The sequence below is a fragment of the Bifidobacterium sp. W8104 genome (genome assembly GCF_016100735.1).
Lineage (GTDB): Bacteria > Actinomycetota > Actinomycetes > Actinomycetales > Bifidobacteriaceae > Bombiscardovia > Bombiscardovia choladohabitans.
On sequence record NZ_JACFRW010000001.1, the window covers coordinates 846,576 to 862,683 of the forward strand.

At 61.2% G+C, this 16,108-nt stretch carries 11 protein-coding genes and 1 tRNA gene; 5 read left to right on the plus strand and 7 right to left on the minus strand.

The features are described 5' to 3' along the window. Positions 1-17: 17 nt before the first annotated feature. Positions 18-100: transfer RNA gene (locus H3U89_RS03210), tRNA-Leu, on the plus strand. Positions 101-175: 75 nt separating this feature from the next. Here the strand turns inward: H3U89_RS03210 and H3U89_RS03215 are convergent. Together H3U89_RS03215 and H3U89_RS03220 are read right to left on the minus strand one after the other, a co-directional pair. Continuing rightward, on the minus strand, positions 176-811 hold the full coding sequence (locus H3U89_RS03215) for an RpiB/LacA/LacB family sugar-phosphate isomerase (protein WP_198178522.1): 636 nt from the start codon (positions 809-811) through the stop codon (positions 176-178). A 98-nt stretch (positions 812-909) separates the two neighbouring features. Continuing rightward, positions 910-1,719, minus strand: a complete 810-nt coding sequence (locus H3U89_RS03220; RefSeq protein WP_198178521.1) for a gluconate 5-dehydrogenase — start codon at positions 1,717-1,719, stop codon at positions 910-912. 253 nt (positions 1,720-1,972) lie between these two features. Between H3U89_RS03220 and H3U89_RS03225 the strand changes: the two genes are divergently transcribed. Then, positions 1,973-3,064, plus strand: a complete 1,092-nt coding sequence (locus H3U89_RS03225) for a glycoside hydrolase family 88/105 protein (RefSeq protein ID WP_198178520.1) — start codon at positions 1,973-1,975, stop codon at positions 3,062-3,064. On the opposite strand, the gene H3U89_RS03230 is transcribed toward H3U89_RS03225, so the two are convergent. Further along, positions 3,061-4,425: a dicarboxylate/amino acid:cation symporter gene (locus H3U89_RS03230; protein WP_198178519.1), complete on the minus strand. Its 1,365-nt coding sequence runs from the start codon at positions 4,423-4,425 to the stop codon at positions 3,061-3,063. The genes H3U89_RS03225 and H3U89_RS03230 overlap by 4 nt on opposite strands. Positions 4,426-4,590: 165 nt before the next feature. After that, positions 4,591-4,872 carry a metal-sensitive transcriptional regulator gene (locus H3U89_RS03235; protein WP_029679038.1) on the minus strand — a complete coding sequence of 94 codons (282 nt, stop codon included), beginning with the start codon at positions 4,870-4,872 and terminating at the stop codon, positions 4,591-4,593. Between the two features lie 119 nt (positions 4,873-4,991). Between H3U89_RS03235 and H3U89_RS03240 the strand changes: the two genes are divergently transcribed. The 3 genes from H3U89_RS03240 to H3U89_RS03250 all read left to right on the plus strand — a co-directional run bounded on the left by H3U89_RS03240 (position 4,992) and on the right by H3U89_RS03250 (position 9,780). Then, positions 4,992-7,835, plus strand: coding sequence for a heavy metal translocating P-type ATPase (locus H3U89_RS03240; protein ID WP_198178518.1), 2,844 nt, complete (start codon positions 4,992-4,994; stop codon positions 7,833-7,835). A 63-nt stretch (positions 7,836-7,898) separates the two neighbouring features. After that, positions 7,899-9,167 carry an AAA family ATPase gene (locus H3U89_RS03245; RefSeq protein WP_232345721.1) on the plus strand — a complete coding sequence of 423 codons (1,269 nt, stop codon included), beginning with the start codon at positions 7,899-7,901 and terminating at the stop codon, positions 9,165-9,167. Next, a complete protein-coding gene (locus H3U89_RS03250; protein WP_198178516.1) occupies positions 9,160-9,780 on the plus strand; it encodes a hypothetical protein in 621 nt (206 codons plus the stop codon). The genes H3U89_RS03245 and H3U89_RS03250 overlap by 8 nt, the downstream gene beginning before the upstream one ends. On the opposite strand, the gene H3U89_RS03255 is transcribed toward H3U89_RS03250, so the two are convergent. The 3 genes from H3U89_RS03255 to H3U89_RS03265 are packed head-to-tail and all read right to left on the minus strand — an operon-like array spanning position 9,781 to position 15,872. Next, a complete protein-coding gene (locus H3U89_RS03255; RefSeq protein WP_198178515.1) occupies positions 9,781-10,872 on the minus strand; it encodes an alpha/beta fold hydrolase in 1,092 nt (363 codons plus the stop codon). It lies immediately after the preceding gene. 36 nt (positions 10,873-10,908) lie between these two features. Beyond that, positions 10,909-13,239, minus strand: coding sequence for a YhgE/Pip domain-containing protein (locus tag H3U89_RS03260; RefSeq protein ID WP_198178514.1), 2,331 nt, complete (start codon positions 13,237-13,239; stop codon positions 10,909-10,911). Then, a complete protein-coding gene (locus H3U89_RS03265) occupies positions 13,236-15,872 on the minus strand; it encodes a YhgE/Pip family protein (RefSeq protein ID WP_198178513.1) in 2,637 nt (878 codons plus the stop codon). Before H3U89_RS03265 ends, H3U89_RS03260 begins: the two co-directional genes overlap by 4 nt. Positions 15,873-16,108 lie beyond the last annotated feature (236 nt).

Sequence of the window (16,108 nt, forward strand, 5' to 3'; positions counted from 1 at the left end):
AACCTTTCCAGTTGTCTGCGAACGTGGCGGAATGGTAGACGCGCTGTCTTCAGGTGGCAGTGAGCTGATGCTCGTGAGGGTTCAACTCCCTCCGTTCGCACGAAACGAAACGCCGTTGGCAAGGAATCCTCCCTGTCGACGGCGTCTTTTTATATCCCGGCCAGCCAAGTGGCTTTCACAGGCGAGCGGCAATCATCTCCTTGATCGTTCCCCCCTCCGCATTGGCCATGAAGTACTCTGCAAAATGCTCGCCTGAAATAGTCTCTTTAAGGAAGCCCTGGTCAATCCGCTCCAGCACCTCCGGCAACGGACGATAGACCTGACTCTTTACATCACGCAGGATACCGGCATTGCGACGCTCGGGCACCGCACGCTCCTTGGGGTAGCCGCCACCGGCTGGCTCGGCAAAGAGACGCTCAAAAATCAGCTTCAGGTTCAGCTCGGCTCCCCATCCAAACCCCTTGGCGAAGGGAATGGAGAGGGCATTGCCCCCGTTGATCTGGCTGAACAAGTAGGCATCAGTCGGATCCACGGCCAACCCACAGACCACGCCAGGAAAACTGTTCAGGGCCGTCATGGCCCCCTGACCGGTTCCGCACCCGCTGATGACGAAATCGGCCGCCTTGCTGTTGAGCAGGATTGAAGCCAGCAGGCCATTCTGCACGTAGGTCAGCTGGCTCTCCCCCTCCTTGCCATACATGCCATAGTTGAAGGCCTGAAGTCCTTTCTGGTCGCAGACCTCCTTCAAGGTCGCGAAAATCAGGGCGTTCTTCGGGGCCTGTGAGTTCTCGTTAATCAACGCTACTTTCATGCTCTGCCTACTCTCCCTCATCACTGATTGATTTCATTGCCCGTCTGAACCCCTGCATCCCATCGGGCAGGTACTCCGGAAGCCTCTGACTCCCGGCCTTACTGAGGCTGCTTGCCGATATAGGCCAGAATGCCGCCATCCACATACAGCACCTGCCCGTTGACGAAGTCCGAGGCCGACGAGGCCAAAAAGACCGCAGGACCCTGAAGGTCAGAGGGATCGCCCCATCGGGCTGCAGGCGTCTTCGAAAGGATGAACTGATCGAAGGGATGCCTGGACCCGTCGGGCCGACGCTCGCGCAGAGGCGCGGTCTGCGGGGTGGCGATGTAGCCGGGTCCGATGGCATTGCACTGAATGTTGGCACCGCCGTATTCCGCACAGATATTGCGGGTCAGCATCTTCAATCCGCCTTTGGCGGCCGCATAGGCCGAGACGGTCTCCCGCCCCAGCTCACTCATCATCGAGCAAATGTTGATGATCTTCCCATGTCCCTGCTCGATCATCCCCGGCAGGACGGCTTTCGAAACTATGAAAGGCCCGGTGAGGTCCACATCAACCACCTTGCGGAAGTCCTCGACAGTCATGTTCAGCATGGGGATCCGCTTGATGATGCCGGCATTGTTGACCAGGATGTCGATGGTGCCGACCTCCCTGTCAATCCGGTCGACCATGTCAGTCACGGCATCCTCATCAGTCACGTCGCAGACATAGCCCTGGGCTGGGATGCCTGCCCGCCTGTAGGCCTGGGTCCCCTTGTCCACCGATGAGCGCCTTGAAGCATTGAAAACGATGGTCGCGCCTGCCTCATGCAAGGCGGAGGCTATCGCAAATCCGATTCCGTACACGGCGCCGGTCACCAAAGCCACCTTCCCCTTCAAAGAGAACCTCGACATGGAGAACTCTGCCATGATGACCTCCTCATCACCGACTGTTGCGCCTGCGGAAACAACGTAAAGTATGCCGTATCTGCAGATGTACAACCGAACAGCACCACCGCCGAATTGGCTTAAAAATATCAGGCAATGAGTTCTGCGACAAGAAAGTTGCAGGCGCTTTCAACCTCGCCTTTCCAACACTCCGGGCTGGAATTCCAAGGGGGCCGTCCTGGCTGCAAGACAGTAGGATATTCAATGAAACCAGCCCATCAACGAGGAAGGCACCATGGTTCAGACCCCGTCAACACCCTTGGAGTATGCCCACGCAGCGGTCGACACACTCCGCCGCACCTATCCGAACCCGGCCGACCTGCCGCCGATTCGCCATTTCCACTACCATCAGGGCGTCCTCCTGTCCGGAGTGCACCAAACCTACCTGATCAACAAAGACGAATCCTATCTGGAGTACATAAGGGGTTGGATCGAATCCAACATGGATGACCAGGGCCACGTGCTCAACCATGATCCCGTATGCTTGGACGACATTCAGCCAGGCATCCTCCTCTTCCCTCTCTATGACCATTTCGAATCCCCCCGGTACAAGACCGGCCTGGACCAGTTGGCCGACGACCTTGAAGCCTATCCGAAGAACGACGAGGGCGGATTCTGGCACAACGACGGAGTGCCGCGGCAGATGTGGCTGGACGGGCTCTATATGGGTGGCCCAATCATGGTGGAATACGGTACCCGCTTCGGACGCAGAAATCTGGTGGACGAGGCCGTCAGACAGGCCCTCCTGATGCAGAAGAAAACCCGCATACCTGAAACCGGGCTCTGGCGGCACGCCTATGATCCTGATCGAAAGGAACCTTGGGCCGACCCTGTGACAGGCCTCTCGCCCGAATACTGGGGGCGGTCCATCGGCTGGGTGCCCATGGCCGTGGTCAATGAGCTGGAACTGCTGCCGCAGGATCACCCGGGCCGCGAGGATCTGCGAAAACTGGTCCGTGACCTGCTGACCGCAGTCTGCCGCTATCAGGGCCCCGACGGCCGCTGGTGGCAGGTTCTCGACAAGGTCGGCCAGGAGGGTAATTGGCCTGAGAACTCCTGCACCTGTCTCTTCGTGGCCGCCATCTGCAAGGCCGTAGGCCAAGGCATTCTGAACAAGGCCTATCTGGAAGCGGCCAACAAGGGGTATGAGGGGGTCATCAAGAGCCTTGAGTGGCAGGGAGATGACCTCCTCATCGGCGATATCTGCGTAGGGACCGGCCCTGGAAGCTATGAGGAATACTGCCGGCGACCCACCAGCATCAACGACATGCACGGGGTGGGTGCCTTCCTGCTTATGTGCGCAGGGATGGAACGCGTCCGGGCCTAGTCTGCTGGCTGTTGTATCCCCTCGTCCGCTTCAATATCCTGGTCGTCGAAGACCTTGCGACCCTGGTAAAGGTCAAGGTCCAGCTCATTCTCGGTCCTGGCCACGATGACTGCTGTATTGGCGGCACCGGCCACGTTCACCAGCGTGCGGCCCATATCCACAATCTGGGAAATAGGCTGCATGATAGCGATGAAGGGTACGGGCAGGCCAGCTGCGGTGAAGAGGGATGTGGCGGTGATCGTGGCTGTGCCGGGCACGCCCACCGTCCCCACGGAAACCACCAGGGCAAAGACGATCAGGAGGCCGAAGCGCAGGGGGGTGTAAGGAATCCCCTGAGCATTGATGGCGAAGACCGCCAGAAGGACGGGCCAGAGTCCGGCGCATCCGGGCATGCCCAGATTGGCTCCCAGGCTGGCCACGAAGGAAGCCGTCTCTTCGGGAACGCCGGCAGAGCGCAGTTGACGGACCGTGACAGGAATGGTGCCGATGCTGCTCTCGGAGGTGAAGGCCACCACGCCCGCCGGCCAAAGGGAGCGGAAGAAGGGCAGAGGATTGACCCGGCCGACCAGGGCCAGGATCAGGGGTTGGACCAGGAAGAGCTGAATAGCCAGGCCCAGGTAGGCCACCAAGAGCACAGCCAGCAGGGGCAGAAGGCTCTTCAGATTGCTGCGCCCAATGGCGGCGGCGATCAGGGACAGGACCGCATAGGGGGTGAAGCCGACCACGATCTGGGTGGCCTTGGACAGGACCACATTGCCGGCTTCCACGAAAGCCTTGAAGGGGGCCACGCTCTGCTCGCCGCGTGGGGTCGAGGCGGCCTTGTTCAGAGAGACTGCCAGGAGGATGGCGAAGATCACGACGGGAATGACCTGGTTCTGGGCCCAGTTTTCCGCAAGATTCGAGGGGAAGAGGCCGACCAGAGTATCGAGCACTCCCGGCACCTCGTGGGACTTGGTCCCCTTGGGCAGGGCCTGATTGAACCCCTTGCCGACCTGGAAAAGCAGTCCCAGAACCAGGGCGATCACGGCGGCTGTGAAGGTATTGACCAGGAGCAGAACGATGGTCTTCACACTGATGTTCTTCAACCGACCAGACCCCCCGATGCGGCTGATGCTGGCGATGATGCTGAAAAGCAGGAGGGGTACCACCAGGGCCGAAATGACCTCGGACCAGACGTTGCCGAATGCCCCCACATAGGTCGTGTGACCGGAAAAGCCCACACCCACCAGGATTCCCAACACCGTCGCTATGATGACCCGCCAACTGAAGTTGACCTTGGTCTTCCTGCTCAGCAGGGCCAGCCCCACAAAGAGAATGACGACCACTATCAGGGCCGCCCAATCCCAACTTGTTTCCGACATTGCCTCTCCCTCATCGATCCGTTCTCCCCAGGACCGAACGGCCCGGGGTTGGGGTTCAATCTAACAGGAAAGAAGCGGAAGTCCAACGATTCCCGGAAGAACGCCTATACCCGCTGCTTATGGACTGCTATTCCAGGGCGGACTGAGCCTGTCTGACGAGGGCTGCTAGGAGCGGACCAGGCGGGCGATGGCCTCGGAAGCCTCCTGCATCTTCTCGTCGGCCTCTTCGCCTCCCTTTTCGGCGGCCTCGCGGACGCAGTGGTCCATATGGTCGTCCAGCAGGGTCAGGGCCACTGACTTCAGGGCACTGGTCGAGGCGGCGATCTGGGTGAGGATGTCGATGCAGTAGGTGTCTGACTCGACCATCTGCTCGATGGCCCTGACCTGACCCTCGACACGCCGGAGTCTGGTGATGGTCCGCTTTTTGTCCTTGGCATATCCGGGCACGATTCACTCCATTTCTGGTCGACCCATGGCCTTCATGGCGGAGCCAGGGCTGACTCGAATTCATGAAACCCATCTCGAAATTCACTATCAGTATACCCCTGGGGGGTATAGTGGGCCACATGAGTAGCATCCTGGTCCTTATCGCGGCCCTGGCCATCACGGCGGGCATCATCCGGTACTTCTTCGCGCCCAGAAAGGCCACCCAAGCCAGGGATGAGGGCGGCGTCCAGACCGTCCACATCACGGTCAAGGGCGGATACAGCCCCCAGCTGATCCAGGTCCAGGCCGGGCGGCCGGTCAAGCTGGTCTTCGACCGCCAGGAGAGCGGAGAGTGCTCCTCGCATGTGGTCTTCAACGACTTCAACATCGACAAGACCCTGCCCGCCTTCCAGACCTCAACCGTCCAGCTGACCCCGCCCAAGGCCGGCGACTACCCCTTCGCCTGCGGGATGAACATGCTTCACGGGATGCTCCGTGCCACCGACGGACCGACGACCGGCAGCGCACAGGCACAATCCAAACAGGCACAAAGCAAGCGCACACAAGCCGAACCCACCGAATCCGCCAAACCCACTCAGACCACTAGCGGCAGCGACCAGGACGAGGCGGATCAGGAGCGCACGGCAGAAATCCGTGACCTGACCAGGCGATTCATCGTGGCCCTGGTCTTCACACTCCCGGTCTTCATCCCGGCCATGTTCGGCATGTTCCTGCCCATGCCCCACATTCTGATGAACCCCTGGGTCCAGCTGGTCCTGATATTGCCGGTCATGTTCTACTCGGGCTGGCCCATCCACCGCACCGGATGGCTGGCTCTGGCACACCGGGCACCGGAGATGAACTCCCTGGTCGCCCTGGGCACAGCCACGGCCTTCCTGTACTCACTGGTGGTCACCGTGGCCCCGCAGCTCCTGCCTGAAGGAAGCCGTGAACCCTACTATGAGGCCGTGGGGACCATCATCACCCTGATGATTCTCGGCCAGATCCTGGAGGCACGGGCCCGGCGCGGCACCGGCGATGCCATCCGCGCCCTTATCGGACTGAGGCCCAAGACCGCCACCGTGGTGAGGACCGGCCAGGACGGCAGGGAGACCACCCAGGAGATCGCCGTCGACGATGTGGCCGTCGGAGACGTGATTCAGGTCCATCCAGGCGAGAAGTTGCCGGTGGACGGTCAGGTTATCTCCGGTTCATCCTCAGTGGACGAATCCATGGTGACCGGCGAACCCATGCCCGTCCTCAAACAGGAGGGCGATTCCCTGGTTGGAGCCACCGTCAACGGCACAGGCTCCCTACGCTACAAGGCCACCCAGGTAGGGCAGGACACGGTTCTGGCCCAGATCATCCGACTGGTCAAGACGGCTCAGACCTCCAAGGCACCCATCCAGAAGCTGGCCGACCGGATATCGTCAATCTTCATTCCCGGGGTCATCCTGGTGGCGCTCTGGACCTTCGTGGCCTGGTGGGCGTTCGGCCCCATGCCCCGCGGAGTATACGGAATCGTGGCGGCCGTCTCCGTCCTGGTCATCGCCTGCCCCTGCGCCCTGGGCCTGGCCACCCCCCTGTCCGTGACGATCGGTACCGGACGCGGCGCCCGTGCCGGCGTGCTCTACCGGTCGGCGGAGGCCCTGCAGGGGGCACATGACGTCGATACCATCGTCCTTGACAAGACCGGCACCATCACCCAGGGCCGGCCTGAACTGGCTGATGCCCTGAGCGTGCAGGGGCTGGACGAGGACCTGCTGATCAGAGCGGCCGCGAGCGCCGAGAGCAATTCCGAGCATCCCCTGGCCCAGGCCATCGTCCAGGCTGCCAAGGATCGGAATCTGGATCTGGTCCCGGCCGAGGACTTCGACTCGGTCACCGGCGCCGGCATCGATGCGACCTTCCCCTCCGGCTCTTTTGACGGAAGCAAGGGCACCTCGCATGTTCTTGTCGGCAACCGCAGGCTGCTTGAGGGCAAGGGAATCGAACTTGAGGACGAAATGGCGGACCAAGCCGGCCCGCAATCCCTCTTCGCCACCGCTCGCAGCTGGGAGGATCAGGGCCGCACGACCATCTTCGTAGCCATCGACGGCAGTCTTGCCGGGGTCCTGGCCGTGACCGACCAGGTCAAGTCCGGCTCCAAGCAGGCCATCCACGACATGAACGAGCGCGGCATCCAGACCATCATGCTGACCGGCGACAACCAAGGCACCGCCGAGCAGGTCGGCAGCCAGGTCGAAGTCACCCGGGTGGTGGCGCAGATCCATCCCGAGGACAAGGCGAGCATCGTCAAGGCCCTCCAGGCCCAGGGGCACAAGGTGGCCATGATCGGCGACGGCATCAACGACGCCCCGGCCCTGGCCCAGGCCGACCTGGGCATGGCCATCGGTACCGGAACGGATGTGGCCATCGAGTCCGCCGATGTGACCCTGGTCTCGGGCGACCTGAACGCGGCCGTCAAGGCCATCGACCTGTCTGCCGCAACCATGCGCAACATCCACCAGAATCTCTGGTTCGCCTTCGGGTACAACGGCCTGGGCATCCCCATCGCCGCCGGCGTGCTCTACCCCTTCATCGGCCTCCTGCTCAACCCCATGATCGCCGGCGCAGCCATGGCCTTCTCATCCCTATCAGTGGTGCTCAACGCCAACCGGCTTCGGCACACGCCCCTGAAGGCCAGGCCGGTCAAGGAGGCCAAGCCAATCGACATGGATGCCCTGACCAGGGACCTCAGTATTTCCACCCACCAAGAACACAACCAAGAGAAAGGAAACGAGATGGGACTCTTCCATCGTCATGGCGACATGCAGCAGGATCAGGCAACAACGGGCAAAGTCACCGACCCGGTCTGCGGCATGACCATCGACCCCAACACAGCCGCAGCCAAGCGCGACTACCAGGGCAAGACCTACTACTTCTGCTCGCAGAACTGCGTCAATACCTTCGATGCCGATCCAGAGAAGGTGCTCAACAAGTAAAATTGCAGGCGTATCATATTCCTGTAGACACTTTTTATGTCTACAGGAATATTGGTGACTATCATGCGTCTGCTCAGAATGGTCGTCGAGGGCCTTGAACCCTTTGAAAACCAGACCCTGGCCCTGGATCTTTACGCCCGCGACCAGGTCCGCTCGAAAACCCCTGGCAACGGACTGACTTATCTGGAGAACAGTCCAGGCAGTCACATTTACGCGCAGAACGTGCTGTGCCTTACAGGCATCAATGCATCTGGCAAAACCACGGCACTCAACGCCCTGGCTCTGGCTGTCAGCATTCTGAGCAGGGATGCCAGCCCTATGCTGTCCTCCGTCAGGTCCCTCAGCGCTTTCGGGCCCAGCCTGCAGATCTCTTTGATATTCGAGTCCAATCAGCAGTTCTATCTGCTCAAATCACAGCTGGATGCGGTCCGGAACGACAACGCCGATGAAAGCACGGACCCGCTAGTAGATAGCACTTATCAGTTTTCTCAGGAACAGCTTTGGAAGTATCCACGCAAGTCCCTGCCCAAGTCCGTGCTTCGCAATACAGACGCTTTCCAACAACGCTCGGAACTGATCAAGGTCCGGCGTCCGGCAGCCCAATCCTCAGGCGATGCATCCACCGACACCTATCTGACCAAGGAGGCTTTCGACTACCTCTCGCCTCACTCCAGCATCGTTCTGCCAAAAACCAAGACGGATCTGACTCAGGTCATCGCCCGCATCGGACCAGAAACGTACTTCCCCATCGTCCCAGTCGGCACCATTGCCGATCCCGTGCTGCACGTCTTCGATGACAGCATCGACTACTTCCACATCGACCAGGAACACCGCGCCCATCTGAGATTCGCCGGCACCTCTCAAGAGGTGGTCATGTCCAACATGGACACGGGCGGACTGCTCTCCCTGGGCACAGTCCGCGGATCCCGAATCGTCAAAGTAGCCATCCGGGTCCTGCGCACCGGCGGCTATCTGCTGATCGACGAAATCGAGAACAGCATCAACAAGGAGCTGGTGCGCATGATCATCAACCTCTTCATGTCAACGACCAGCAACCCCCACGGCGCCACCCTGGTGTTCACGACCCACTACGCGGAACTGCTCGACCTGATCCAGCGCAAGGACAATATTTACTTCCTCAGACGTGGCGAAGACGAGCGCAAGGGCATCCAGGCGATCAACTACTCAGAGGCAGTCAGGCGCGGCGAACTCAAACACAGCGAGGTCTTCCTGTCCAACTACATCGGAGGCACCGCTCCCAAGGCAGCCGAACTCAAGGCCATGCGTCAATACGTAGCTGACCAGGTCACCAAGCAAGAACATCATGCGTAGCAGACGAGAGAAACTTGCAAGGGCCATCGGGGACGATGCGGTTCTCTTCTCATGCGAAGGCGTTGCCGAGCAGGTCATTGTCGATAAACTGGTCACCAAGCACCTGACCTTCATCGATCGGGATCGCATCATCACCGATCCCTACAACGACGATGCCTGGTCAACCCGCGACAGAAGCGGTGAGAGCCTGGCTCGGGACTTCCTGACCCAGGACTACGGGCGAAACGTGACCATCCTCTGCATACAGGACCAGCTGGGCCACCGCACCTTGCTGCGCCAGCCTTACGCCAAGCACGCCAGGACCATTAACGTCACCACGCATCCCGAGATCGAGATGCTGATCGTCTATCGCGAGGACAAGCTGGACGAGTACAACAGTTGGAAGTCGCACCATCGCGGCGCAAAAAACAGTAAACTGAAGCCCAGTCTCTTCTGCAAGGAGAAGCTGGGACGGGACGAGCGCAACTTTCGCAACATCAAGAAATATCCTTTTCTGAATCAATACTGGAATGATGCTGATGCGCTGGTCAGAGCTTGGGAATTGTACAGGGAAGTGACCTCGGCTAAAAAGCAGGGTGATGACTTTCTGCTGGCCGATCTGCTCAACGTCTGATCAGCGGTCGTCAGCGAGCCACCAGGGCTGGTCGAAAAAGTCGAAGATGCGTTCCAAGTAAGGCCTCAGGACCTTGTCGGGCATCTGGTAGAGCTCGTGCATGCTGTCCGGGATGCGGACCAGCGTGGCCTGACAGCCGCCCTGCTGAACCTGGTCGACAAAACGGTTCTGGGGCATCGGCAGCACAAACCGGTCGGGCTGAGCCTGGAAAAGCAACAGAGGGGTCTCCACCCGACTGCACCGGTCGGGCCGCAGTATGGCCCGGCTCATCTCCAGGCTCTCCCTTACCCAGCCGAAGGTGGCGGCACTGGTCTGGTAGTGCAGCTCCTTGGCCCGCAACTTATGGGTCCAAGCCACCCGTGCCTGGCTGCCATTGGGGTACTTGCCCATGTCCAGCTCGGGGAGGAATGGGCCGAACCCCGGAGCCATGCTGCGCGAACGGCCCATCATGCAGGCGGCGTTTGTCGCCGTCCAGGCCACCGAGGGCATGAACCCAGTCCGCGGCGCAATCATGGGCGATGACAGGACCGCCTTATCGATAAGCGAGGGGAAGGTTTCCAGCATCCGCGCAGCCACGCCGCCGCCCATGGAGTGGGCATAGAGCATCATGGGATTGTCCTGGGCATACTGCTGGCCCACCTGGGAGCAGAAGGCGGCCAGATCCGCCACATACCGCTGCCAATGATCCACCCAGATCAGGCTGGGATCGTTCACACCACGGCCGGAGAAACCGTGCCCCCAATGCTCGGGAATACAGACGGAGTACCCCTGCATCAGGAAGTACCAGGCCATCTCCTGATACTTGTCGGCGAATTCCGAAAAACCGAAGGAGATGATTACGGCCCCGCGCACACGAGCCGAGCCGGACTCCACCGCACCTTGGCGAAACAGCGTCCTGTCATAACAGACGTAATGCAGGAGCCGGGAGGGGTCCACGCCGCCGAGATGGGCCTTGTCCAACAAGGTTCCCCCGTCCTCGCCGCCATCATGGGAGATCATCCATCCATCACTGCGACAGGAGGCCAGGTCAGGAAGGACGCGATCCTTCATGATTTGGTCGTAGCGGCGCTCCTCAACCAGTTGGACGCTCATGCTCTCACCCTATACCACCTTCTGTTGGACTCGGCCCTACATGAGCCGGGTGCTCTCGAGGTTTCTGACGATCCAGTCATTGAAGCGGATGACGGGCTTGCGCAGGACCAGCCCCAGCAGCAGAGAAGGCACCAGGAAGAGAGCCAGCGTGGCCATCTCCCGCCAGAACTCCATGCCATAGGCTCCGGCAACGGCCGACTGCATGGCTCCGATGGCGTGAACGAAGGGCAGGAAGGGATAGACCCCCTGGAAGAAGCCGGGCAGGGTCTCCATGGGGAAGGTGCCGCCCGAGCCAGCCACCTGCATGACCAGGAGGATGACGGCGATGGCCTTGCCGATGTCCCCGAAGGAGACGACCAGGGTATAGATCAGATTCATGAAGACGAAGGAGGCGAAGACCGCCACCAGCACGAACATCAGCGGATGGACGCACTGGACCTTCAGGTAGAAGAGGTCTCCCAGCGCGATCAGGAAGCCCTGGAGGATGGCCAGCAGGGCGAAGACCGCGAACCTGCCGAAATACTCCTGGTAGAGCTGAAGGCCAAAGCGGCGGGCGTTGCCTGGCGACTCCGGGCGGAAGGCTCCCCAGGAGCGGCGGCCCTCGGAATCCTCATCCAGGTCGTCGGCCCTCTTCCAGGCATCCTGCAGGGAGTCCAGGTGCAGGACGAAGGCCTTCTTCTTGTCGGACAGGGCCACCTTCATCATGGCAGCCAGAATGGTGGCACCCACCCAGATGGAGAGGATGGTATAGAAGGGGGTCATGGCCGACCCGTAGTTCATTACGGGGAAGACCGCATGCCGATGGATGCCGACCGGCGAGGACAGAAGTGCGGCTAGGGTTTCGGAATCCCCGCTCAGCAGGGATTTGACCTCCTGCATATCCTTGCCCTGAGAAGCCTGGGTCAGGTGTCCCCCCAAGTCGGTCAGCCGCTTGGAGGCCTGGTCCAGACGCTGGGAGATCTCCCCTAGTTGGTCCTTGGCCTGGCTGATGTCATTGGTCATAGGGCCCGTCAGCCCGGAGGCGCCCTTGACGGTTCCATCCAGACCCGTCAGCAGTCGGTCGGTCGAGGTGACCACGGTGTCCATGGAGGAGGCCAGGTCGTCCAGGCGGGGCTTCAGATCCTTGCGGTACTGGGTGCGGACCTGGTCCACCGAGGCGCGGGCCTGGGCGATCCTGTTCTTCAGATCCTGCCGCTGACCGCCCAGCTTGTCATTGCCCTCCTTGGCCGTTTGGGAGGCCTGGCTGATCCGGTCGGCCAGGTCGCGCTGGGACGCTTGGGCTGTGCGCATTCCGGCCTGGGCCTGATCGATGGCGGTCAGCAGGGCCTGGCGTTGGTCCGCTGTCAGATTGGCATCGGATTCCACAGTGCTGCGCAGATTTTCCAGGCTGGCGATCATCCCGTCATAGTCGGCTGCCGAGTCTCTGATCCGTTGGCTCAGATCGTTCAGCTGGCTACTGACTGCATCGCTCTGCTGGCCCACCTTGTCGAAGGCGTCGTCGATCTTGGAGCCGATAGTGTCATAGGCGCCCGAGGCCTGGTCAAGGGCGGCGTCGACCGCCTGGGCCGATCCGGAGAGGGACTTGCCCAGATCCTTGGACCCCTTGGTTCCCTGGTTCAGGGCCTTCCTGGCATCGGCCATGGCGGAGTCGGACCGGCCCAGAATCCGGCCGGTGGAGTCGATCATCTTTCCGGAGGAGTCCAGAAGGCCCGCATAGGCATTCACCTGGCTGGAGGCAGTGGTCAGCCGCTGCGACATCTGGTCGATGTGGCCGGTCGTCCTGGTCAGATAATCCTGCACCTGGGGGCTCTGGGAGTATGTGAAAACCTGGCTGGCCAGGTCGATCCCCACCTGCCCCACGGTTTTGACGAAGGTCTTGTCGATGGTTGTGGCCACGGTGTCGGCCCCCTGCTCGGTGACATGGGGGGCGATGGCGTTCTTCTTCTCGTTCAGGTAGTACTCGAGGTTGGCGTGCTTCACATCCTGCGAGAAGAGGGTCATCATGTCCGCGCTGAAATCCTTGGGGATGACGATGGCGGCGTAGTACTCGCCTGAGCGCACCCCATCCAGGGCCTGGTCGCGGTTGACGAACCTCCAGTCCAGCTGGTCGTTGGCCCGCAGAGTGCTGGTGACCGTCTCCCCCACGTTGATCTTGACCGGGATCAGGTCGGACTTGTACCCCCTATCGGTATTGGCCACGGCCACCTTGATGGCCTTGGTGTTCTTGTAGGGGTCCCAGCTGGCGGCGATGTTGAACCAGGCATAGAGGGCCGGGACGATGATCAGGCCCATCAGGACGATGATGGCGATGACGTTGCTGGTGGCGTCGGCCAGGTCCTTGCGCAGGATTCTCCAGATATTCCTCATCGGCGATCACCGTCCTCGTGAGCGTCTTCCTCATCGTGGTTCATGACTGATTCGCGCACGGCCGTGGTCAGCCTGGTCACGGCCGAGGGACCCTGCCTGCGCGGGCGGATCAGGGTGTGGAAGTCCAAGCCGGGACGCTCGGCCAGGCCCAGCTGCTGCACATAGCCGTCGCAGATGTACTCGACGATGATCAGGTAGGCATCGATCAGGACGATGGAGGCGATGCAGGCGATCAGCATGACGATCTTGGCCTCGGTGCTGAACAGCAGGATAAGGAAGAGCACCGGCAGCAGAACCAGGACCAGACCAGCCCGGATCAGCGTTGGATAGAGAGCCAGGAAGCGATGCGCCCGCCGCCTTATGACGGCACGGTAGTCGCCCTCGCCCAGGATGGAACGGGCCAGGCTGCCCAGGCTCAGACGACGGTCAGCAGAATGGTTCTGCTCGGTCAGCATCAGGTCGGTGGCGCCCAGCCGCCGGTCGAAGAGGGCATTCAGGTTGAGCAGGTACCGCCGCACCACCAGTCCGATCAGCAGGGCCACCGGAAGGTACCAGAAGACGTGGAGCATATCCTGCCAGTAGTGGTTGCCGTACATGCCGCCGATGGTCTCGCGCATGGCATTGATCCCGTAGGTGAAGGGCAGCCAGGGGTTCAGATTGCGGAAGAAGTCAGGCATCATCTCGATGGGATACATGCCCGATGAGCCAGGTATCTGCAGGATGACCAGAACCACGGCCAGGGCCTTGCCGATATGCCTGAAGGAGGCGGCCAGGGCATAGATGATGTTGATGTAGACGAAGGAGGCGAAGACCCCGGCCAGGACGAACAGGGCCGGCTGTTTGCATTGGATGCCAAGCATCAGGTCGCCCACTGTAGCGATCAGCGCCTGGAAGAAGCCGACGAAGACCAGCAGAAGCCAGCGGCCCAGGTAGGCCTGGGTGGCGGTGCACTTGCGGATGCCCTCCTTGTCGACCTCCAGCTTATAGATGGCTATCAGGATGAACCCGCCCACCCAGAGGGCCAGATTGGTATAGAAGGGCGCCACGGATGATCCGTAGTTGCTTACCGGGTAGACCGTGTGCGAGGCCAGCTCAACCGGCGAGGCCATGGCCTTCCCGAAGGATTCCGGGCTCAACCCCAGGGTCTGGGACATCCGGTTCCAGGCGGCCGAGGACCCCAGCGCCGCCACATCGGTGCGAACCCCCTCCAAGTCGGACCTGACCGAAGCCAGAGAAGTCCTGGTGGTGGACAGGGTCGACTGGGCCTGACCGATGGTGGAGTCCAGCTGGTCCAGCAGGGCGTCGGTCTGGGCGGCCGTAGTGGACAGGCTGCTCAGGGCGCCCTGAAGCGAGCCGTTGGAGGCGTTGAGGTTGTCCAGGCCGGTAAGGAGGTTGGGCATGGTGGTCCCCGTCAGGCTCTGGCTGGCCGCAGTCAGGGCCTTGATGCCGGAGTCGCCGGTGTCGGTCATGGCCGAGCTCAGATCCGATGCGGCCCGCTTGCCCGAGTCCAGAGCCGTGGAGGAGTTCTTCTTGAAGGCATCCAGGGATGCCTTCTGCTGCTGGTTGGTCTTTTTCAGATCGTCGATCTGCCGCTGGATGCTCTCATAGGCCGGATCCCCGGGATGCAGCCCGGACTGATCCAAACCAGACTGGAGCCGGTCCACGGCCTTCCCGTTGGCATCGACCAGCTGGCTCAGGCCGGAATTGACCCGGTCCACCTTGTCTTGGGTGGCGTTCAGATCGGCGGTGATTCCGCCTGCCACCGTATTCACATCAGTGACCGCGCTGGACAGCCGTACCGACCCGTCCGCCAGGGCCTGGTTCAGGGCAGAGGAGAAGCGAAGACTGTCATCGCGGGTCCTGGTCATGTGGTCCTGGGCCTTGCTCAGGGTGGCCTGGGTGGCCGATATCTGACTCTGCAGGTTCTTGATGTCGTTTCTGGAGCCGGCCACGGTCTGCCGGGCCTGGCCCATGGTGGAACCAATCCGGTCAAGCTGGCCGTCCATCCGGTCAAGCTGGCCGATGATGTCCCCCAGGTCGCCCACCACCTGGCTGCGGCTCTGCTCGGCCGCGCCCTGGGCATCGCCGGCGGTCTGCAGAACCTTCCCGGCCAGCGCATCGCTGACGGCCGAGACGAAAACGGTGTTGATCTCCTGATCGATGGTGGAGGCGCCGGTGTCGGTCACCTTGGGGGCGATGGCGTTCTTCTTCTCATTGACGTAATAGTTCAGAGCAGGCCTGTTCCCGGTCCCCTCGACTATGCCGACCAGGTCGGCGCTGAACCGTTCAGGGATGATGATGGCCGCGTAGCACTGGCCCGAGTGGACCTCGTCGATGGCTCTCTGGTCATCATCCATGAACTTCCAGCCCAGGCTTTTGTTGGCGCGCAGCTCCTGGATGACCGATCTGCCGGCGTTGATCCTGCCGGTTTCCGCCGATTGCGCCCCTCGGTCCATGCTGACGACGGCCACAGGAAGGTTCTTGGCGTTGCTATAGGGGTCCCAGAGGGCCATGATGTTGAACCAGGCATAGAGGGAGGGCAGCACGGCCACGCCGATGGTCACGACCAGGGCCACGGGGTTGCGCAGTATCCGCCAGAGATCTCGCCTGAAGATGGCCAACACGGTCTTCACCGCCAGGCACCTCCTTCTTGTCTGTCCGGGGGATCACGGCACTGGCCTGTTCCACGCGGATTGGCTGCATCCTCCCCGGACTTACGTCCGGCCTGAGTATAGCCACCCTTCCTTACTGGCCCAGACCGGTCAGCTGATTGTGAATGCTCATGCAAGGCCGGAGGCGGCAGGGCAGACACGCGACCAGTCTTGGTTTCATCGTATATGAGTAAGGACGGAATCTATCGGCATCGCGC